The sequence below is a fragment of the Streptomyces muensis genome (assembly GCF_021474425.1).
In the GTDB taxonomy this organism is placed as follows: domain Bacteria; phylum Actinomycetota; class Actinomycetes; order Streptomycetales; family Streptomycetaceae; genus Streptomyces; species Streptomyces muensis.
The window spans coordinates 35906-55379 of the sequence record NZ_JAKEIP010000022.1; the positions used below are offsets into that span (position 1 = coordinate 35906).

Genomic DNA, 19474 nt, shown 5'->3' on the forward strand with positions numbered 1-19474 from the left:
AAGCATGTCCTACTCCTTGGCGCCCTCGCCCGCACCCACCAGCATGCGGACCTCGAACTCCTCGTAGGCGGCATCCTCCTGGGCGCCCTGTCGCTCGCTCAGCACCGTGCCCAGCCAGCCGAGGAAGAATCCGGCCGGGATGGAGACGATGCCGGGGTTCTGCAGCGGGAACCAGGCGAAGTCGGCGTCCGGGTAGAACGAGCCCGACGTGGAGGAGACCACGGGGGAGAACAACACCAGCAGGACCGAGCAGACCAGGCCGCCCCAGAGGCTGAGCAGCGCCCCCTCGCCGGTGAAGCGGCGCCAGAAGAGGGTGTACACGATCGTCGGCAGGATCGCGGACGCCGCGATGGCGAAGGCGAGAAAGGCGAGGGTCGCGGTGTTGGCGCCCCACGAGACGAGGGCGAGCATCATGGCGAGGACGCCGATGACGGCCGCGGACAGCCGGGCCACCATGAGTTCCTCGGTCTCGCTCGCGCGACCCTTGCGGATCACCTCGCCGTACAGGTCGTGGGCGAGGGACGAGGCGGCGGCGAGGGTGAGGCCGGCCGCGACGGCGAGCAGGGTGACGAAGGCGAGGCAGGACAGCAGGGCGGTGAGGATGCCGCCGCCGAGGGCGCCTGCGAGGAGCAGGACCGCGGCGTCGCCCTTGTGGTCCGTCTCCGCGATGGTCTCGCGGCCGACGACGGCCGTGGCGCCCAGGCCGAGGACGCCGGCCGCGAGGCAGACGAGGCCGACCAGGCCCACCGCCCACACCAGGGAGGAGCGCAGGACGTCGACCTTGCGCGGGGCGAGCAGGCGCATCAGGACGTGGGGGAGTGCCGCCAGGCCCAGCACGATCGCCAGTTCCAGGCTGAAGAAGTCGAGCTTGCTGGTGGTGCTGACGCCGTAGCGCAGTCCGGGTTCGAGGAACTGGGTGCCGGTGCCGCTGTGGTTCGCGGCGGCGGAGAGCAGGGCGTTCGGGTTCCAGTCGTAGTGGTGCAGCACCATGACCGCGGTGACCGTCACGCCCGCGATGAGCATCACGGCCTTGATGATCTGGATGACGGTGGCGCCGGGCGCGCCGCCGATGGCCGCGTACACGATGACGATGGTGCCGATCACGATCACGCACAGGGTGCGGGTCGCGGCGCTGGGCTCGCCGGTGAACTGCGTCAACAGGGCCATGCTGCCGACGAGTTGGGCCACCAGGTAGAGGGTCGTGATGGCGAGGGTGCACACGGCGAGGGCGAGCCTGGCCGGTCGTTGCAGCCGGGTCAGGCGCAGGGCCAGTGTGTCGCCGAGGGTGTACTTGCCCGCGCGGCGCAGGGGTTCGGCGATGAGGAGCAGCACCATCATCCAGGCGACGACCGTGCCGCCGAGGTACAGCAGCCCGTCGTACCCGGTCAGGGCGACCAGTCCGGTGCTGCCCAGCAGGGTCGCGGCCGACAGGTAGTCGCCGCACATGGCGAGGCCGTTGCGCAGCGGCGACATGGTGCGGTTGCCGAGGTAGAACTCGCTGATCTCGTCGCGCTGAGGGGCCGTCAGCAGGGCCATGAACAGGGTGACCACGACCACCGACAGGAACAGCACGAACGTCAGGTTCAGGCTGAACCTGTCGACGATGCCTTCGGACACGGTCACCACGTGCGGAACCCCCTGGAGTCGCCGGGCCGGAAGACCTGGCCGGCCTCGCCGTTCGGCGCGGCGGCGCGGTGCGCATGGGCTTCGTGCTGGTGCAGCCGTGATTCCAGGCCGCGGGCGAGCGGGTCGACCCGGGTGCGCATGTGCCGGACGTAGCACCAGGCGGTCACGCCCATCACGACGAACTGGCCGAGCCCCAGGGCGAGACCGAGCGTGAGGTTACCGAGCAGGCGCTGGTTCATCAGGCCGGGAAACGAGTGCGACAGCAGGACGTACAGGAGGAATCCGCCTACCGAGAGAAGCGTCGCGCGCACACCGAACCGGCGTTGGGTGCGGCGCAGGGAGTGAAATTCGGGATCTTCGGATATGCGTCGCGATGGCGCGGGTTCGGTATTGGGCGGGCTGTATGTGAGCGAATTGTCGTGCCATGGTGAAAAATCGGGCACAGGCGCACCTTCTTTGCTGCGTCATGCCGAACACGCACTGGTGGGTGCGGGCTGGTGGGGGGACGGGGCAGGCGACGGCGAAAAGCCGGAAGCCGGAGTATGTCAGCGGCCTCTTTGAACAATCAACCGCGGAGGTGAATTACCCTGCTCCGGTGGCGCGTTCATGTCCCTCGTGACCATTTTTTCGGCCAGGCTGTCTCAAATATGATGCACAGGGGCAGCCCGGCCGACCGGTTCAGAACCGGGCGCCCACGGCAGCGCCGTTGCGGGGCACGAGGAAGGCCGGCGCCTTCGGCAGTGAGCCGTCGGCGGAGCGCGGGCCCGTGAGGGCGCCCGGGTCGGTGCTGAGCACCGAGGAGGCATTCCAAGTGCCGCCCAGGTTCCAGGAGTTGCCGGTGGCGGTCGTCCCCGGGCCGACGGCCGCCGCACGACCGTCGGCGACCGACAAGTTCGCGGTCAGGGTGGCGGTGCCGCCCGTGACGTCGGCGTCGAAGCCGGTACCGGCGTTGGCCCAGGTCGTGTTGCGGGTCAGGGTCTGCGCGCCGGGATTGCCGTTGTCCGTGACGCCGTGCGCGGCGTTCTTGAACGCGATCGAGTTGCGCAGGGTGTGCCCGACCGCCGGTGCCGGGGTTCCGCCTCCCATCTTGAAGCCGTTGCCGTCACCCGCGAAGTCCGGGAAGTTCCAGCGGTTGAAGCCGTTGCCGTACGTGATCGTGTTCTCGATCAGAATCGGCGAGGCGAACTTCCAGACGTCGAACCCGTCGTCCACGTTGTTCCACAATCGGGCGCCCCGCACCACATTTCCGGTTCCGCTGCCTTCCTTGATGGCCAGTCCGTCGGCACTCTCACCGTTCTTGCGCGGGTCGCGGTTGCCGTAACTGTCCAGGTCGAGGATCTGGTTGTCGCTGGAGGAACCCTGGAGCTGGAAACCTGATTCGTAGTTGTCGTGTGTGGAAATCCTGGAGAAAACGTTGCTGTCGCAGCCGTCGCAATAGATCCCGTACGGTCCGTTCACCAGCTCCAGACCGGAGATCCGCCAGTGCGAGGCCTCCATGTGGATCGCCCCGCGCTCGGCCCGGGGGATGCTGCCGCCGACCGGCGTGTGACTGGCGGGCAGCCGCTCGCCGTCCACGACCACGCGCTCGCCCTGATAGGCGCCTAGGGAGATGGGCTGGGAGGCGGTGCCCGAGGCGGTGATGGTGATGTTGTCGGTGAGGGCGTACGTGCCGCCGCGTACGGCGATGACGTCGCCCGGCCGGGCCAGATCCACGGCCCGCTGGATGGTCCGCAGCGGCTGGGCCAGAGTGCCCGGCGCCGAGTCGTTCCCGTCGGTCGCCACGACCAGCGTGGTCGCGGCGGACGCCGCACCCGCCGGAACCAGCACCGTCACCAGCGCCGCGCTCACCACCGCCACCGCCGTCCGGATCGCCGTACGCCGCATGCCGCTCGCCGTGCCGCCCATCGGGGCCTCCCGCCTGTCGTCCGCGTGCCGTGTCGCACAGCAGTGGCCGCCCGGCGCGCGGAGGTTGCCGGGGTGCGGGGCCCGTCTAGGGTGAGTGGGTGACCGACGACAACACACGCCCGCTCGCCGTGTTCGACCTGGACAACACCCTCGCCGACACGGCACACCGGCAGCACTTCCTCGACGACAGGCCGCGGGACTGGAACGGGTTCTTCGCGGCCGCGCCGCAGGACCCGCCGCTCGCGGAGGGCATCGCGCTGGTGCTGGAGAGCGCGAAGGAGTGCGAGGTCCGCTATCTCACCGGGCGGCCCGAGCGCTGCCGGCGGGACACGCTGGCGTGGCTCGCCGCGCAGGGTCTGCCCGAGGGGCGTGTGTACATGCGGCGCAACGACGACCGACGGCCCGCCCGGCGCACCAAGCTGGAGATCCTGCACCGCCTCGCCCGCACCAGGGAGATCCGGGTCCTGGTGGACGACGACGAGCTGGTCTGCGAGGACGCCGAACGGGCCGGTTTCACCGTCGTACGGGCCCGCTGGACCGCCCCGTCCGCCGCGCTGCAGGAGGCGCAGGAGCGGGAGGGGCGGACCTGAGGGCCGAAGGCCTGACGGCCTGAGACCGTGCCCGGCGTGCTACCCGGACTGCCCGGGGCTCACCCGGACTCCTCCAGGCGGAAGCCGACCTTCATGGTCACCTGCCAGTGCGCGATCTGCCCCTCTTCGAGCTGGCCGCGTACCTCGGTCACCTCGAACCAGTCCAGGTTGCGCAGGGTCTGGGAGGCGCGCTCGATACCGTTGCGGATGGCCTGGTCCACGCCCTCCGGCGAGGTGCCGACGATATCGGTGACCCGGTAGGTGTGGTTCGACATGTGGGTGCTCCTCTCACACGCGTCACTCCACCGTGCCCCAAGGCGGGGCGACGCGCGAGCCGTCGGTCACCGTGCCACGCTCAGTGACAGCGCGAACCGGCCCTCGCCGTCCGTCCACCAGTGCGCCAGCTCCAGTCCGGCCGCCGACAGTTCCGCGCGGACACCGTCCCGGCGGAACTTCGCCGACACCTCGGTGCGCATCTCCTCGCCCGCCGCGAAGTCGACGGCGAGATCGAGCGCGGGTACCTTCACCGTCTGCGCCGTACGGGCGCGCAGCCGCATCTCGATCCACTCGTGGTTCGGATCCCAGAGCGCCACGTGCTCGAACGCGCCGGGATCGAAGTCGGCGCCCAACTCGCGGTTGATCACGGTCAGTACGTTCTTGTTGAACGCGGCCGTCACCCCGGCCGCGTCGTCGTACGCCTCGACCAGGACCCGCTCCTCCTTCACCAGGTCCGTGCCGAGCAGCAGCGCGTCACCAGGGGAGAGCAGGGCGCGGACGGAGGCGAGGAACGCGGCGCGCTCGACCGGCAGCAGATTGCCGATCGTGCCGCCGAGGAACGCCATCAGCCGGGGGCCCGGCGTCTGCGGCAGCTCCAGCCCGCCGGTGAAGTCGGCGATCAGGGCATGCACGTCCAGCCCCGGCCGCTCCTCGATCAGCGCCTGGCCGGCCTGGGTGAGCGCGCTCTCACTGACGTCGACGGGGACGTACGTGTGCAGCCCGGTCAGCGCGTCGATGAGGTAGCGCGTCTTCTCCGAGGAGCCGGAGCCCAGCTCGACAAGAGTGCGGGCGCCGGTGGCCGCGGCGATCTCGCCGGACCGGCCGACGAGGATCTCGCGCTCGGCGCGCGTCGGGTAGTACTCGGGCAACTCGGTGATCTTCTCGAAGAGTTCGCTGCCCTGCGCGTCGTAGAACCACTTCGGCGGCAGCGTCTTCGGCGTGCTCGTCAGGCCCTTGAGGACATCGGCGCGCAGTGCGGCGTCGGTGGCGTCCTCGGGCAGGGTGCGGGTGACAAGGAACGGACTCACGTGCGGGGCTCCTCCGGTCGTGCGGGTGCGGGTGGCAGGGCGTCGCCGGGGTCCTTCAGCGGGGTGAGCAGCACATCGGTGCCGCTGGCCGCGAGGAGGGTGTGGTCGGGGACCTCCTGCCAGTGCGGATCGTCGTCGTAGGGCTCGGAGGCCACGACGGTGCCGCCGCCGGGCCGGGCCAGATACCAGAGGGTGTCGCCCCAGGCGGTCGCGGTGATCGTCTCGCCGTTGGTGAGCAGCAGGTTCAGCCGGGAACCGGGGGCCGCCTCCGCGACCTCGATGACGGTGTCGGCCAGCGCCTGTCCCGCGTCTTGAATTGCCGTTCGCCTCCGGGGCGCTACAGCCGGTGTCGAGAGCCCGACCGTGCTCAGCCCTTCGGGCCTCCGCGCGCTCGCGCTCTCGACACCGGCGCGCCCCTGCGGCTCACTTGTGTCGCCGCCCCGCAGTCGCGCGAGGACCAGCGCCCACACGAGTGCCGAGTCGTTGCGGGCCTCCATCGACAGCACGTCCACCGCGGGCAGGGTCGGCACGAGCGGCGCGAGCGAGTCCGGCCAGCCCTTCACCGCGCCGTTGTGGCTGAACAGCCAGGGACCCGCGGCGAACGGCGCCGCCGCGGCCTCGGCGTCGGCGCCCGACAGCGTCGCGTCCCGTACGGCGGCGAGCAGCGCGGTGGACCGCACCACCCGGGCCAGATCGGCGAACGACAGATCCGCCCAGATGGGCCCGGCCCGACGGTACCGCGCCGGCACCGGATCACCCTCGGCGTACCAACCGACCCCGAAACCATCGGCGTTGACCGTCCCGTGCCGCTGCCGCCGAGGCGCCCACGACTGGCGGTACAGGCCGTGCGGGGGCTCCACGAGAAGCTTGCCGAGCGGCGCCTCGGGACCCACATAGGCCACATGACGGCACATCAGGCATCCCCCGCGGAGCGGGCCGTGCGGAAACCGGAGAAGATCTGCCGGCGTATCGGATGGTCCCAGTTGCGGAACGTGCCCCGGCAGGCCACCGCGTCCACGGCGAACGAGCCACCGCGCAGCACCTTGTAGTCGGGCCCGAAGAACACCTCCGAGTACTCCTTGTACGGGAACGCCTGGAACCCCGGGTACGGCAGGAAGTCGCTCGCCGTCCACTCCCACACGTCACCGATCAACTGCCGTACGCCGAGAGGGGATTCGCCCTCCGGGTAGCTGCCGGCCGGAGCCGGGCGCAGATGCCGCTGACCGAGGTTGGCGTGCTCCGGCGCGGGGTCGGCGTCGCCCCACGGGTAGCGCATCGAGCGGTCACCGGCCGGGTCGTGCCGGGCGGCCTTCTCCCACTCCGCCTCGGTGGGCAGCCGCCGCCCGGCCCAGCGGGCGTAGGCGTCGGCCTCGTACCAGCACACGTGCAGCACGGGCTCGTCCGGCGGTACGACCTCGGTGACGCCGAAGCGGCGCCTGAGCCACTGCCTGCCGTCCCGGCGCCAGAACAGCGGGGCGTGGATCGAGTGCTGGCGGATGTGCGCCCAGCCCTCCGGCGTCCACCAGCGCTCGTCGTCGTAACCGCCGTCCTCGATGAACGCCTGGTACGCGGCGTTCGTCACCGGGGTGGTGTCGATGTGGAACGACGGCACCTCGCGCACATGCGCCGGGCGTTCGTTGTCCAGCGCCCACGGCTCGGTGGAGGTGCCCATGGTGAACGGGCCGCCGGGGACCAGCACCTCCGACGGACCCGTGAGCAGTGGCGCCGGCTTCGGGTCGGGGGCGTGCAGGGCCTGCGGGCCCTTGCGGAGCTGATGGGTGATCAGCATCGTCTCGTCGTGCTGCTGCTCGTGCTGGGCGATCATCCCGAAGGCGAAGCCCGCCTCGGTCAGCCGCGTCCCGTGGAACGCGGTGCTCTCCAGCAGGTCCAGGACCCGGCCGCGCACCTCGGCCGCGTAGTGCCGGGCCTCGGGCGGCGGCAGCAGCGGCAGCGAGGGGCGCTCGGCGCGCGGGTGCTCGAAGGCGTCGTACAGCCCGTCGATCTCGGGCCGCATCGCCTCCCGCCCCGCGACCGCCCGCAGCAGCCACTGCTCCTCCTGGTTGCCGATGTGCGCGAGGTCCCACACCAGCGGCGACATCAGCGGCGAGTGCTGGGCGGTCAGGTCGGGGTCCTCGACGCACGAGGTCAGCAAAGTGGTCCGGGCACGGGCGGTGGTCAGGGTGGTCAGAGCCCGCTCGCGGAGCGTCTCGGCGTCGTGGGCGGGGTCGGTCATGTCCGGTCGTCCTTCCCGTGCAGGGTGCGTTCCGTGCCGTAGAGCTCGTCCAGCAGATCGTCGGCGGGGCAGCGGCCCCTGCTGACATGGCGGTCCCGGTACGCGGCCACCGCGTCCGTCACCTCGGTCGTGGCCCCCAGCCGGGGCAGCGCCTCCAGCGCCGCCGCGAAGCAGGTGTCGGCCACCTCCCGCAGCTCGGGGTCGGCCAGGCCCGAGCGGGCCGCGTCGATCCACAGCGGATTGTGCGGAGCGGGCAGCGACAGGGCACGCTCGGCCAGCGGCTTCACCGCGCGGTACGCGGTCTCGGCGGCCTCCGGGTCGTCGAACAGCGCGGCCGTCACGGCCAGCGGCACGATCCAGCCGTCCTCGCCGGGCTGCGCGTCGATCATGCGCAGCTCCAGATGGCCACGCGGTCTGACCGGCGGGAACAGCGTCGTGAGGTGATAGTCGAGGTCCTCCTGCGTAGGCGGCCTCGGCGCCCCCGAGCGGGTCCACTCCCGGAACGTCAGCCCGTCCGGGACGTCCCACGGGCCGCCGTCGCGCCGTACGCACATCACCGGCGCGTCCAGCACGTGCCGCGCCCAGGTGGCCCGCGGATCGCCGTCCAGCGGGGGTGCGCCCGCGCGGCCCGCGCCGATCTCCATCCACAGCAGCTGTCGGGTGGAGAGCCAGCCCGTGGGCTCACGCCCGGCCAGCGGGGAGTTGGCGAAGGCGGCGACCAGGACCGCGCCCAGCTGATGCGCCAGCCACCAGCGCCGCCCGTGCCCCAGCGGGCCGGGCTCCTCGTGTCCGGCGTCCAGGCACACCTGCACGGAGGCCGAGGTGCACATCATGGCGCGGCCGGCCGGGCCCGCCCGGTCCAGATACGCCTCCATGGCGTCGTAACGCGGCTGACGCAGGAACCGGCGGGGCGAGTGCCAGGGATCATTGCCGAGGCCGACCAGACCGAGACCGTGCTCGCGCAGTACCGCGCGGGCGGCGTCGAGGTCGGCGGAGACGGTACCGATGCACTCCATCAGCGAGGCGGCGGGCGGCGAGCTCAGTTCCAGCTGGCCGCCGGGCTCGACGGTGAGCGCCGACCTCAGGGGCACGGTCCGTAGTGCGGCGTAGGCCGCTTCGAGTCGTTCAGGTGCCACGGGGAGCTGCGGTCCGCGCAGCTCGTGGACGAGCCATTCCACTTCGACCCCGAGGGTGCGGGGCGGGCCGGTCTTGAAGCAGATGCCCCTGACCAGGGCCTCCACCTCGGCTTCGGCGACTGCGGTGCGGGGCTGCTCCGTACAGTCGCTCACCGAATCTGACATGTCGGGATCCTCCTGAGAGTCCGCGATGCCGCCCGGCCCGGATCTTGTGGGCGGGCCGGCACACTCGTCCCACCCAAGACCCTCGCGTCGCTTCGCACAAGGGTGCGTACCGGCACGTTCCGGCTCGGTAACCTCCGCTCTCCGGGCGTTGGCAGGGGATTTCCCGGCCGTTCGCGCTCTGCCGCGGGGCCGGGAAACTCCGTTGCACCGCATCACCAGCATCACCCAGGATCGGTGCATGAGCACGACGGGGGAGAACGCGCGGAGCGCGTTCATGGCGCGCACGGGGGTGGCGCCATGAGCGCGCGTCTGCGCGGTGTCGCACAGCAGACGGAGCAGATCGTCGCGGCGGGGGCGTACCGCACGCCCGACGGGCGCGAGGTGTCGATCGCGGCGGCCGTCGAGGCCGCCCGGCAGGGCACGCGGATGTACGGGCCGGACCCGGTGCCGGTGCCGCGCACCTCCGGTGCCGAGACGTTCTTCGAGGTCACCGGCGAGAGCAGCCTGGAGGCGGCCCGCCGGCTCGGCGACGGCACGGCCGTACTGAACTTCGCCTCGGCCCGCAATCCGGGCGGCGGTTTCCTGAACGGCGCCCAGGCCCAGGAGGAGGCCCTGTGCCGCGCCTCGGCGCTGTACACCTGCCTGCTCGAAGCCCGCGCGTTCTACGACCACCACCGCGCCCACCGCGACCCGTTCTACACCGACCGCGTCATCCACTCACCCGGCGTGCCCGTCTTCCGCGACGACCGGGGCCGCCTGCTGGAGGAGCCGTACCGGGTCGGCTTCCTGACCTCCGCCGCTCCCAACGCGGGCGTCGTACGCCGTACGGCCCCGCAGCGCACGGCCGAGCTGCCGCACGCGCTGGCCGTACGGGCCGAGCGCGTACTGGAGACGGCCGTCGCGCACGGATACCGGCAGCTGGTGCTGGGGGCCTGGGGCTGCGGGGTGTTCCAGAACGACCCGGCGCAGGTGGCGGAAGCGTTCCGGGCGCTGCTCGCACCCGGCGGGCGGTTCGCCGGGGCCTTCGAGCACGTGGCGTTCGGCATCCTGGACCGCACGCCGGACAGCCCGGTGCGAGCCGCGTTCACACGGGCGTTCCCGGAGTCTCGGCCTCAGCGTCAGGTCCAGCCGTAGCGCTCGTGCAGCCGGCGCCTGACCAGGTTGAACCGCCCGCGGTCCAGGGCGCAGGCCTCCCGGCGCATGCCCTGCTCGTGCAGCCGCAGGATGCGGTCCACGTCCACCCAGGACTCGCGGCCGGTCCGGTCCCACGGCCCGCTGCCGATGGCGACCCACTCACGGTCCCCGTCATGCCGCTTGCTGGACAGCTGCACGGCCAGGAAGGTGCCGCCGCGCTCGCGGGCGACGACGAGCACCGGGCGGTCCTTGCCCCTGCCGTCGTTCTCCTCGAAGGGCACCCAGGTCCAGACGATCTCCCCGGGGTCGGGGTCGCCGTCGTGCGCGGGCGAGTACTCGGTGCGGACCTTGCCGACCGCGCGGGGGTCGGCCTCGGTGGTGGCGGTGGGGCCGTGACGGCCCGGGACGTTCTCGTCGGTAAGCGTGCTCACGGGGGCACCTTAGGGGGTGTCCGCGTGAGCCAGGCGTGAAGGGTCACCGACGTCGCCGACGGCGGACGCGCCGGCTCAGGCCACGGGGGCCGGTACGGTCTCGCCCTGCTGCGGTGGCCACAGTTCGTGCCAGCGCAGGTCCGCCTCCAACTGGGCGGCCAGTGAGATCAGTAGGGGCTCGCTGTCGGCCGGGCCGAGCAGTTGGGCGCCGACGGGCAGCCCGTCCACGAACCCGGCGGGGACGTTGACGCCGGGCCAGCCCAGCACGTTCCACGGCCAGGCGTAGGGGCAGGCGGCGATCATCGCGCGGTCGGTGGCGAAACCGCCGAGTTCGAGCATCGCGCCGACTCGGGGCGGGGGAGCGGCCGTTGTGGGCGCGAGGATCACGTCGTACGACTCGTAGAACGCGCCGATACGCCGGTGCAGCACCGCCTCCGCACGCCGGGCCGCCCGCAGCGGGGCCCCACGCAGGAGCCGGCCGAGCCGCGCGGCGCTGCGGGTGCGCGGGTCGAGCAGTGCGGGGAAGGGCACGTCGCCCGCCCACTCGGCGATACCGGCCGTCGCGCGCGGGACGAAGGTCAGCCCGATCTGGCCGTACGGCGGGTCGGCGGCCTCGACGAAGTGCCCCAACGCGCTCAGTTTCTCGGCGAGTCGGACCACCCTGGCCCGTACCTCCGGCTGGAGACGGGCGGGCACGGCGGTGAACGGGGGCTTGAGGGAGAGCGCGATGCGCAGCCGGCCGGGGTCGCGGCCCACGGCCTCGAAGGCGTTGACGCTCGGCGGGCGGTGCGGGTCGAATTCGTGGTTGCCTGCCGCCGCGTCCAGCAGAAGGGCCGCGTCGGCGACGGTACGGGCGAGGGTGCCGTTGACGGTGATGCCCTGGAAGGACTCGCCGCGCGGCCAGGTGGAGATGCGGCCGCGCTGGGGCTTGATGCCGATCAGATGGGTCCAGGAGGCGGGGATGCGCACCGAACCGGCGCCGTCCGAGCCGAGCGCGGCCGGCACCAGACCGGCGGCGACGGCCGCCGCCGAACCGCCGGACGAGCCGCCCGGCGTATGGTCCGGGTGCCAGGGATTGCGGGTCGCGCCGAAGGCGGGGCCCTCGGTGAACGGCCACTGCCCCAGCTCACAGGTGTTGGTCTTGCCGACGATCACCGCGCCGGCCGCGCGCAGCCGCCGTACGGCCTCGCCGTCCTCGGCGACCGGCGGGAACTCACCGGAGCAGCCGAACGCGGTCGGCTCGCCCGCCACGTCCATGTCGTCCTTCACCGCGACCGGCACGCCCAGCAGCGGCTTGCGCACGCCGGCCGCGAGCTCCACGTCGGCGGCCTTCGCCTCGGCGAGGGCGGCCTCGGCCCGGACCACCCGGAAGGCGTTGAGGGTGCCCTGGGTCGCCTCGATCCGCGCCAGCGCCTCCGCGACCAGTCCCCGCGACGTCACCTCCCCGTCAGCCAGCGCTCGGGCGGACTCGGCGAGGCCTGCGGCACGGTCGGGTGTCATGCGGGGCACCTCCCAGACGACATTGTCTACCGAACGGTAACCTCCAGGGCCCGGCGGCGGAACGGTTTCGCCCGGTGCGGCTCCCAGGTTCACCACAGGTTTCTCCCAGGTCCCACTTCCCGCTGCGCAAACCATTGACGGACCCGGGCCTCACCCCTACCTTCTGATCGAATTTCCGAACCGCGTTCGACATTCCGAACATGCGGGTATGTCGAGCGACCGCCGAGGGAGAGCCGCCCGTGACCAGACGCCCCCACACCCCCTCCCGCCGCAGCCTGCTGCGCGCGATGGCCGTACTGCCCGCCTCGGCGCTGGTCCTGGGCGAGGCACCCGGCCTGCTCGGCACGGCGCTGGCGGCCGCACCGCCGAGCGGCTCGGCCACCCGCTACACCATCGTGCCGTTCCTGAACAGCAACGACGGGACCGTGAACGTCTACCAGTCGGACGACGCCACCGACTTCCGGCTCGCCAAGGCCTCCGCGTACACGCCGCCCAGCAACCGCATCCGCGACGCGAGCATCTTCAAGCACACCAACGGCTACTACTACATCACCTACACGACCCACACCTGGCAGGACACCAGCACCACCATCGGCTTCGCCCGCAGCACGGACCGGGTCAACTGGACGTTCCTGTACGACTACACGGTCCCGATCGCCAACCTGTCGCGGGCGTGGGCGCCGGAGTTCTTCGTCGACAGCGACGGCAGCGTGAACGTCATCGTGTCCTGCTCCACGACGAACGACGAGTGGATCTTCACGCCGTATCTGCTGAAGGCCACGAACTCCGCGCTGACGGCGTGGAGTTCACCGGTGGCGCTGTCCGGCATCGGCGCCAACCACATCGACACCTTCATCGTGAAGATCGGCTCGACCTACCACGCCTTCACGAAGAACGAGACGACGAAGTACATCGAGTACGCGACGGCGTCCAGCCTCGCCGGCCCCTACACGATCTCCCGCACCGGCAACTGGGCGGGCTGGGGCAGCTACCGCGAAGGTCCCGCGCTGGTCCAGCTCGACAACGGCGGCTGGCGGCTCTTCTTCGACGGCTACGGCGACGGCTCGTACTACTACAGCGACAGCTACGACACCTTCGCCACCTGGTCCGCCCCGGCCGCCCTGCCCGCCGTCTCGGGCACGGCCCGCCACTTCACGGTCATCAAGGAAACCGTCTCCGGCGGCCCGACCCTGGCCAGGAACGTCACCCGGTCCTTCCGGTCGGCCAACTACACCACCCGCCACTGGCAGGTGCAGTCCTCCCTGCTCAACCTCCCGGTGGTCACCAGCTCCAGCACGACCGCCGAGAAGCAGGCCTCTACCTTCACCGTCGTCGCCGGCCTCGCCGACGCCAATGGCTACTCCTTCCGTGACTCCTCCGGCCGGTATCTGCGCCACTGGGACTTCCGGGCCCGCTTCGACAGCAACGACGGCACGTCGACGTTCGCCAAGGACGCCACGTTCATAGCCCGTACGGGCACGGCGAGCGGCTCGATCCGCTTCGAGTCGTTCAACTACCCGGGGTACTACCTGCGGCACTACAACTACGAGCTGCGGGTGGAACGGTCGAACGGGACGGACCTGTTCCGGCAGGACAGCTCCTTCGTGCCGGTGACCGCCTGGGCCTGAACTGCAGCCCTGCTGACCTGGGAAGTGGGGAGGAAGGGGCTCCCTGGGGTGAAGGCGGGGGTGGGATGAGGCGGCCCGACGGCCACGGTTGGGCTTCTCCAACACCCAGAACCTCGGCCCCGCCGGGCACGGTGGGCGATCTGGGCGGCCCGCCACAGCCGGGCGAGGCCGCCAGTGAGGTTGTTGTCACCGGCACGCCGGGACGGGACGACGGTCAGGCGGTCATCCGGTCGATCGGCCGGTCGGCGCTGCGGGAGCGGGTCAGCGCCTGCCGGCCGAGGAGCACGGCGCCCAGCCCCAGCGGGACGGCGACGATGGCGCCGACGAGCCCGTTGCCGGTGCCGGGACCGCCGCTGGAGGTGGCCAGGTGCAGCACCGCGAGTGCCGTGCCGGCCAGCCCCACCGCGATGGCCGACATCCCGCCGGTGCGTGCGTTGCCCCTGCTGATCCGGCCGCCGGCGCGGGCCAGGGCCAGCCAGCCGACAACCAGGCCGAGCAGCCCCACCCCCAGGGCCAGGTTGGCCCCGGTCCGCCCGTCGCCGATGATCCCGCCCTCGGCGGCCACCATCAGTGCTGCTGAAGTGCTCATGCCGCTCTCCTCCTTCTCCGTCGCTGATTGCGAGGTCCGATGCGCCTTGAGCATGCGCGCCCGCCCCTCTCCGGATCGTCCAGCAGACGCAGGCACTTTCGACTGCCGCCACCGCGGCATCCGGATACCGCGGATGCGGCAGGCGACGCGTCGGTACCGCACATGCGGTAGCCGACCGCTCGTCCGTGAGCCGGACTCACCCACGACCGCATCCGGCTACGGTGCACCTATGGACAAAGGACGGTTCGCTGTCGCTGTCCCGGCCGCGGTCACCGACTGGCTGCTAGCCGTGGGCGTGGCGGCGCTGCTGCTGGGCACCGGGCTGTCCGGTACACACCCGGCCGGGGGCCGCGAGCTGCTCGGCTCCGCGCTGCTGACGGCCGGCGGGCTGGCGCTGGCCGCGCGCCGCCGGGCACCGCTCGTGGTGCTGGCTGTCACCGGGCTGTGCGCGGTGGGCTACCTGGGGGCCGGGTTCGACGTGCTCGCCGTCTCCTACCTGGTCGCGATCTACGGCGCGGTACGTGCCGGGCACCGCACCGCCGCACTGGCCGCATCCGTGGCCCTGGTGGCAGTGCTCCACCTCACCGCCCTGATCTTCCACGACGGACCCGCGCGCGAGGCCGTGGCGCAGGCCCGGAACACCCTTGAGATCGCCTGGCTGATCGCGGCCTTCGCCGCCGGAGAGGCGGTGCGGCAGGCCGAACGGCGGGCGGACGAAGCCGAGCGCACCCGTGAGGAGACCGCCAGGCGCAGAGCCGACGAGGAGCGGCTGCGGATCGCGCGGGAGCTGCACGACTCGCTCACCCACCAGATCTCGGTCATCAAGGTGCAGTCCGAGGTCGCCGTCCACGTGGCCCGGCGGCGGGGCGAGCAGGTGCCGGAGGCCCTGCTGGCGATCCAGGACGCCGGCCGGGAGGCGAGCCGGGAGCTGCGCGCGACCCTTGAGGCGCTGCGCGACGACGACACCACCCCGCCGCACGGACTCGACCACATCCCCAAGCTGGTGAAAGGGTTTCAGACAGCCGGCCTGGAGACGACGCTGACGATCGAAGGACATCCGCACGACGTGCCGGCCGCAGTGGGCCGTACCGCTTACCGGATCGTTCAGGAGTCGCTCACCAACGTCGCCCGGCACGCCGCCGCAACCACTGCCTCAGTGCTCATCGACTACCGGCCGGACGCCCTCGCCATCCGCGTCGACGACAACGGCAAGGCCACCTCGCACCCCGCGCCGACGCCCGGACTCGGGCTGCTCGGCATGCGCGAACGCGTCACGGCCTTGGGCGGCCGACTGCGCACCGAGCCGGGCAGCACCGGCGGCTTCAGCGTCCAGGCCGAACTCCCCACGAACGGAGCGTCGTGATCCGTGTCCTGCTGGTCGACGACCAGCCGCTCATCCGCAGCGGCTTCCGCGCGCTGCTCGACCTGGAAGACGACATCGAGGTGGTGGCCCAGGCCGCCGACGGTCAAGAGGGCTTGGCGCTCGTCCGGGAGCATCTGCCCGACGTCGCGCTCATCGACATCCAGATGCCCGTCATGGACGGCATCGAAGCGACCCGGCGCATCGCCGCGGACCCGGCCCTGGCCGGGGTGCACGTCGTCATGCTGACCAACTACGGCATGGACGAGTACGTCTTCGAGGCGCTGCGCGCCGGCGCCGCCGGCTTCCTCGTCAAGGACATCGTGCCGGAAGACCTCCTGCATTCCGTACGTGTCGCCGCCCGCGGCGACGCACTGCTCGCGCCCGCGATCACCCGCAAGCTCATCGACCGGTACGTCACCCAGCCGCCCCCCACCCGCGCCGGCGGCGGGCTGGAGGAGCTGACCAGCCGCGAACGCGAGGCGGTCGCCCTGGCGGCACAGGGCCTGTCCAACGACGAGATCGCCGACCACCTGGTCATCAGCCCGTCGACCGCCAAGACCCACATCAACCGGGCCATGGCCAAGCTCCACGCCCGTGACCGCGCCCAACTCGTGGTCCTCGCCTACGAATCCGGCCTGGTAGCCCCGCGCAACTCCTGACTCCAGCGCGCCGTTGACCGGCCTGCGGAGAGCGGCATGGCCCGCTTCCCCCTTGACGGGTTGGCACGGGGACGGGCCCTTCCCGATGCCACACCCTGACAATTCTCAGGGTCACGACGTCCCTGGCGCGGCCTACGCTTCGACGCGCTGACTCGGGGGAGCTCTTGGCCGCTACGGCATCTGGAGCAGGAGATGTGAGCGCTCCGGTCGGGTCACAGCAGCAGCCGTGGTGAGGACATCTCGCCATTGGAACGGCTGCATCGGTTGCGACTGTTGCGACTACAGAGGAGATCACATGAGATTGACAAGACTCAGGCGACGGGCGGCCGCAATGGTCGTGACGATGATCGCCGCGGTCCTCGTTCCGCTGGCGGCGCAGGCACCGGCACAGGCAGCACCGAACACCTCGGTCGGAACGGCCGCATGGACACCGCAGATCTACCCGCTGTTCTCGGGCGAGTGGGTACAGCGGAATGTGTCGAGCGCCGACCGGAACGCGGCGCTGGTTGCGTGCTCCGTGGCAGATGGAATCGCCTGCGTGTCGGTTGGCCAAGGCGACGGCAAACACAGCGTCTTCCACCTGTTCAAGTGCGATACGCGGTCGCTCTCGAACTTCATCGACGCGCTCGCCGTTCGCAACCACCAGACTGGCGGAGCCCAAGTCCACTTCTGGGGGCCCAGGTTCGACGTCAAGATCCCTGCGGACGGCCGGATCTACACGGTCCGGGACGAGGCGACATACGACTTCAACCGCCTCGACATCTGCTAAGGGCACATCACACCGACCCGGGCACGCTGATCATGGTGTCCGGGTCGGAAGCCTTTGCAGTGACGGCTGCGGAGTGACGACTGTCCGACGTACGGGTGGTCGAGACCCTGATTGAGCTTGCTGCGCTACACCACTACGACCAGTCCGCGAGCGAGGCATCATCCCGGCACTCGCCTGCTGTCTGATCACCCACCCGCAACTCACGACAATGCGCTGACGTTGGGGACAAGGTCGCTGGTCACAGCGTGAGCGTCTGCGGCTCATGTCATGATCCGGCCTCATGATTGACCGTTCACTTTCGTCCTCCTGGCTGGCCTCGTGGACCGACAGAGTCTCGGGGACCCTCACAGCGATGGCAGGCGAGTTCGAGCATCGGCACGGCTTTCCCCCTGGCATCAACGAGGTCCGGCCAGCCGACCACGACGATCGGGCCGCGGCTCGCACGCTTGTCCAAGTGAGCCTCATCCCAGCTGACCTGGTCACCTTCTACGACAGCATCGGCGACATCACCTGGGAGGACGTCGGCAACGGCTACTTCATCGCCCCGGCAAGTGACGTTCTGCTCCGGCTCCAGGAGTACGGCCCTGTCGACATCGACGCGGACGAGAAGGCCCATGGCCTGGTCATTGGCTCGAACGGCGGCGGCCTGTCCTATGTCGCCGCCCCCGGTGGGGCGGTCTATCGCACGCGGACGGCGACGCTGGACGAGCCGGAGCTCGACAAGGTGGCTGATGACCGGCGACCACTGTTAGGTACCGGTGCCAGCTCGGCCGTTCGTGCCGGTGATCGCCTGAGGCTGAGCGACGGATCCGCCGCGCGGCGGGTGACGCCGGCCGGGGCGGTTCCAGGTGCGTAGCTTGTCGGGGTTGAGGGTGACCCAGACCTGTGCGACGTGTGGGGCGGCGACGTCGAGGGTGATGACGGCGGCCACTTGACCGTCGTAGCGCACCACGAGGCCGGTTCGGCCGTTGACGGGACGGGTGTCGAGGGTGGTCCGTGGATGCCGGGCCAGCAGGGTCAGCAGGCTCCGGGCCACCTGGGGGCCGCCGCGTACCGGCTCGATCAGTGTCCGCACCTTGCCGCCGCCGTCGAAGACCGCTGTCGCGTCGGCCGCCAGAAGGGACGCCAGGAGCGCCTCGTCCTCCGTCGCACAGGCCCGACGCACCGCGCGGGCCACCTCGTCGTGCCGCTCGGTCGACGTCGACCGCGCCCGCCGCAGTCTGCAGGCGCGGTCGGGCGGATCGGCGCACCGCGGTACCGGGCCGCCGGTCCCCGGCTGTGCGGCCCGGTCCCGGACCGGTGGAGCGAGCCGGGACCGGCAGATGCCTTCGGCGACCTTCGTCAGCCAGGACCGCGGCGCCGTGATCCGCGCCCGCTCCGCCTCCGGCAGCTCGAACCACCGCCGGTAGGTCTCGGCCACGACGCCCTCGGCCTCACAGCCGCCGCCCAGCATCCGATACGCGACATCCAGCAGGTACCGCCGCTCATCGAGCAGCTCCGCGATCGGCACCGCGTCGTCCGCACTCGCCATACCGCACCCTCCCTCCCGCTCCTACCAGGGAGACCGGACAGGCGCGGACCCTGTGACGCGGCCCGCGTCGCATCCCCCCCCCGCGACGGCCCAGCCACGCATCGGCCACGGTGGACCACGGGGTCGCCTACGGCATCCCAAGGGCGCGGTGGCCCGCCTCCCGGAGCGACGTTGGTGTCGGCCGCTTTCAAGGCCGCCGACCCAGCGGAGCGGAGGAGCCGGTCGTGAACACGAATCTGGTCGAAACCGTGCAGGATCCTGACCCGGCGGGAACGATGGCCGCCGCCGCGGGCACGGGTGTGGCTGACGAGGCGATGGCGCTGTTCGTCCAGGTCAGACCCGGACTGCTCAAGATCGCCAGCCGAATCGTCGGAGATGCGGGCGAGGCCGAGGACGTACTCCAGGAGGCCTGGCTCCGGTGGCAGCGGACGGACCGTTCGGTCGTGCTGAACCCGTCTGCGCTGCTCAGGACGACAACCGTCCGGCTGGCCCTCAACCTAGTCCAGTCCGCCTGGAAACGCCGGGAATCCTGCGCCAGTACCTGGCTCCCGGAACCGCCGGACCTCGACGCCACCCCGGAAGCGGTGGCCGAGCGGCACGACGCGGTCGAGCGGGCGGTTCTGCTGCTGATGGAGACGCTGACGCCGAACCAGCGTGCCGCGTACGTCCTGCGGGAGGGGTTCGGCTACCCGTACGGCCGGATCGCCGAGCTCCTCGGCATCGGCGTGGCCAACGCGCGGCAGCAGGTCTCCCGCGCCCAGGCCCGCCTCACCGCGCACCGGGACCGGCAGCCGGTGGACGCGGTCGCGCATCGACGGCTCGTGCAGGCCTTCCTCACCGCCGCCCGGTCGGGTGACCTCGCGCCCCTGGAAGGGGTTCTGTGCCCTGGTCGCTGACATCCGATCCGATGT

At 71.4% G+C, this 19474-nt stretch carries 20 protein-coding genes; 8 read left to right on the forward strand and 12 right to left on the reverse strand.

The annotated features are described in order from the left end of the window. Positions 1 to 9: 9 nt before the first annotated feature. The 3 genes from L0P92_RS09070 to L0P92_RS09080 all read right to left on the reverse strand — a co-directional run bounded on the left by L0P92_RS09070 (position 10) and on the right by L0P92_RS09080 (position 3531). Complete coding sequence (locus tag L0P92_RS09070; protein WP_234762001.1) at positions 10 to 1626, reverse strand: solute symporter family protein; 1617 nt, start codon at positions 1624 to 1626, stop codon at positions 10 to 12. Continuing rightward, positions 1620 to 2069: a DUF485 domain-containing protein gene (locus L0P92_RS09075; protein WP_234762002.1), complete on the reverse strand. Its 450-nt coding sequence runs from the start codon at positions 2067 to 2069 to the stop codon at positions 1620 to 1622. Before L0P92_RS09075 ends, L0P92_RS09070 begins: the two co-directional genes overlap by 7 nt. A 235-nt stretch (positions 2070 to 2304) precedes the next feature. Next, a complete protein-coding gene (locus L0P92_RS09080; RefSeq protein ID WP_234762003.1) occupies positions 2305 to 3531 on the reverse strand; it encodes a right-handed parallel beta-helix repeat-containing protein in 1227 nt (408 codons plus the stop codon). 98 nt (positions 3532 to 3629) lie between these two features. On the opposite strand from L0P92_RS09080, the gene L0P92_RS09085 reads away from it, so the two are divergent. Beyond that, positions 3630 to 4121 (forward strand): phosphatase domain-containing protein, encoded by a 492-nt coding sequence (locus L0P92_RS09085; protein WP_234762004.1) that lies wholly within the window; start codon positions 3630 to 3632, stop codon positions 4119 to 4121. 59 nt (positions 4122 to 4180) lie between these two features. Here L0P92_RS09085 and L0P92_RS09090 read toward each other — a convergent pair whose 3' ends face one another. The 5 genes from L0P92_RS09090 to egtA form a co-directional block, all read right to left on the reverse strand. After that, on the reverse strand, positions 4181 to 4396 hold the full coding sequence (locus tag L0P92_RS09090; RefSeq protein ID WP_234762005.1) for a dodecin: 216 nt from the start codon (positions 4394 to 4396) through the stop codon (positions 4181 to 4183). A gap of 66 nt (positions 4397 to 4462) precedes the next feature. Next, a complete protein-coding gene (egtD, locus tag L0P92_RS09095; RefSeq protein WP_234762006.1) occupies positions 4463 to 5425 on the reverse strand; it encodes an L-histidine N(alpha)-methyltransferase in 963 nt (320 codons plus the stop codon). Continuing rightward, the gene (gene egtC, locus L0P92_RS09100; protein ID WP_234762007.1) at positions 5422 to 6339 is read right to left on the reverse strand and encodes an ergothioneine biosynthesis protein EgtC; all 918 of its coding nucleotides are present in this window, start codon (positions 6337 to 6339) and stop codon (positions 5422 to 5424) included. Before egtC ends, egtD begins: the two co-directional genes overlap by 4 nt. Beyond that, positions 6339 to 7658, reverse strand: coding sequence for an ergothioneine biosynthesis protein EgtB (egtB, locus tag L0P92_RS09105; protein WP_234762008.1), 1320 nt, complete (start codon positions 7656 to 7658; stop codon positions 6339 to 6341). Before egtB ends, egtC begins: the two co-directional genes overlap by 1 nt. Continuing rightward, the gene (gene egtA, locus L0P92_RS09110) at positions 7655 to 8959 is read right to left on the reverse strand and encodes an ergothioneine biosynthesis glutamate--cysteine ligase EgtA (RefSeq protein WP_234762009.1); all 1305 of its coding nucleotides are present in this window, start codon (positions 8957 to 8959) and stop codon (positions 7655 to 7657) included. The genes egtB and egtA overlap by 4 nt, the downstream gene beginning before the upstream one ends. Positions 8960 to 9256: 297 nt before the next feature. Between egtA and L0P92_RS09115 the strand changes: the two genes are divergently transcribed. Then, a complete protein-coding gene (locus L0P92_RS09115; protein WP_234762010.1) occupies positions 9257 to 10093 on the forward strand; it encodes a TIGR02452 family protein in 837 nt (278 codons plus the stop codon). On the opposite strand, the gene L0P92_RS09120 is transcribed toward L0P92_RS09115, so the two are convergent. Beyond that, positions 10078 to 10524 carry a type II toxin-antitoxin system PemK/MazF family toxin gene (locus L0P92_RS09120; protein ID WP_234762011.1) on the reverse strand — a complete coding sequence of 149 codons (447 nt, stop codon included), beginning with the start codon at positions 10522 to 10524 and terminating at the stop codon, positions 10078 to 10080. The genes L0P92_RS09115 and L0P92_RS09120 overlap by 16 nt on opposite strands. 75 nt (positions 10525 to 10599) lie before the next feature. Next, positions 10600 to 12024, reverse strand: a complete 1425-nt coding sequence (locus L0P92_RS09125; RefSeq protein ID WP_234762012.1) for an amidase — start codon at positions 12022 to 12024, stop codon at positions 10600 to 10602. Positions 12025 to 12263: 239 nt separating this feature from the next. Between L0P92_RS09125 and L0P92_RS09130 the strand changes: the two genes are divergently transcribed. Continuing rightward, positions 12264 to 13652 (forward strand): glycoside hydrolase family 43 protein, encoded by a 1389-nt coding sequence (locus L0P92_RS09130; RefSeq protein WP_234762013.1) that lies wholly within the window; start codon positions 12264 to 12266, stop codon positions 13650 to 13652. Positions 13653 to 13866: 214 nt separating this feature from the next. Here L0P92_RS09130 and L0P92_RS09135 read toward each other — a convergent pair whose 3' ends face one another. Continuing rightward, positions 13867 to 14241, reverse strand: coding sequence for a DUF6223 family protein (locus L0P92_RS09135; protein WP_234762014.1), 375 nt, complete (start codon positions 14239 to 14241; stop codon positions 13867 to 13869). Between the two features lie 229 nt (positions 14242 to 14470). Between L0P92_RS09135 and L0P92_RS09140 the strand changes: the two genes are divergently transcribed. From L0P92_RS09140 to L0P92_RS09155, 4 genes are all read left to right on the forward strand, one after another. Beyond that, positions 14471 to 15604: a sensor histidine kinase gene (locus L0P92_RS09140; protein ID WP_234762015.1), complete on the forward strand. Its 1134-nt coding sequence runs from the start codon at positions 14471 to 14473 to the stop codon at positions 15602 to 15604. After that, on the forward strand, positions 15601 to 16263 hold the full coding sequence (locus L0P92_RS09145; RefSeq protein WP_234762016.1) for a response regulator: 663 nt from the start codon (positions 15601 to 15603) through the stop codon (positions 16261 to 16263). The genes L0P92_RS09140 and L0P92_RS09145 overlap by 4 nt, the downstream gene beginning before the upstream one ends. Before the next feature lie 343 nt (positions 16264 to 16606). Further along, complete coding sequence (locus tag L0P92_RS09150; protein ID WP_234762017.1) at positions 16607 to 17032, forward strand: hypothetical protein; 426 nt, start codon at positions 16607 to 16609, stop codon at positions 17030 to 17032. Between the two features lie 352 nt (positions 17033 to 17384). Next, positions 17385 to 17888: an SMI1/KNR4 family protein gene (locus L0P92_RS09155; protein WP_234762018.1), complete on the forward strand. Its 504-nt coding sequence runs from the start codon at positions 17385 to 17387 to the stop codon at positions 17886 to 17888. Here the strand turns inward: L0P92_RS09155 and L0P92_RS09160 are convergent. Then, positions 17781 to 18563, reverse strand: a complete 783-nt coding sequence (locus L0P92_RS09160) for a sigma factor (RefSeq protein WP_234762019.1) — start codon at positions 18561 to 18563, stop codon at positions 17781 to 17783. The two genes, L0P92_RS09155 and L0P92_RS09160, sit on opposite strands and share 108 nt — an antisense overlap. 224 nt (positions 18564 to 18787) lie before the next feature. On the opposite strand from L0P92_RS09160, the gene L0P92_RS09165 reads away from it, so the two are divergent. Then, a complete protein-coding gene (locus tag L0P92_RS09165) occupies positions 18788 to 19459 on the forward strand; it encodes a sigma-70 family RNA polymerase sigma factor (RefSeq protein WP_234762020.1) in 672 nt (223 codons plus the stop codon). The last annotated feature ends 15 nt before the right edge of the window (positions 19460 to 19474 follow it).

Bases quoted from the DNA above. Each gene is read 5' to 3' on its own strand.
- L0P92_RS09160 (WP_234762019.1), bottom strand. From the start codon at position 18,563: ATGGCGAGTGCGGACGACGCGGTGCCGATCGCGGAGCTGCTCGATGAG.
- L0P92_RS09115 (WP_234762010.1), top strand. From the start codon at position 9,257: ATGAGCGCGCGTCTGCGCGGTGTCGCACAGCAGACGGAGCAGATCGTC.
- L0P92_RS09080 (WP_234762003.1), bottom strand. From the start codon at position 3,531: ATGGGCGGCACGGCGAGCGGCATGCGGCGTACGGCGATCCGGACGGCG.
- L0P92_RS09140 (WP_234762015.1), top strand. From the start codon at position 14,471: ATGGACAAAGGACGGTTCGCTGTCGCTGTCCCGGCCGCGGTCACCGAC.
- L0P92_RS09135 (WP_234762014.1), bottom strand. From the start codon at position 14,241: ATGAGCACTTCAGCAGCACTGATGGTGGCCGCCGAGGGCGGGATCATC.
- L0P92_RS09125 (WP_234762012.1), bottom strand. From the start codon at position 12,024: ATGACACCCGACCGTGCCGCAGGCCTCGCCGAGTCCGCCCGAGCGCTG.
- egtC (WP_234762007.1), bottom strand. From the start codon at position 6,339: ATGTGCCGTCATGTGGCCTATGTGGGTCCCGAGGCGCCGCTCGGCAAG.
- L0P92_RS09155 (WP_234762018.1), top strand. From the start codon at position 17,385: ATGGCAGGCGAGTTCGAGCATCGGCACGGCTTTCCCCCTGGCATCAAC.
- egtA (WP_234762009.1), bottom strand. From the start codon at position 8,959: ATGTCAGATTCGGTGAGCGACTGTACGGAGCAGCCCCGCACCGCAGTC.
- L0P92_RS09150 (WP_234762017.1), top strand. From the start codon at position 16,607: ATGATCGCCGCGGTCCTCGTTCCGCTGGCGGCGCAGGCACCGGCACAG.
- egtB (WP_234762008.1), bottom strand. From the start codon at position 7,658: ATGACCGACCCCGCCCACGACGCCGAGACGCTCCGCGAGCGGGCTCTG.
- L0P92_RS09090 (WP_234762005.1), bottom strand. From the start codon at position 4,396: ATGTCGAACCACACCTACCGGGTCACCGATATCGTCGGCACCTCGCCG.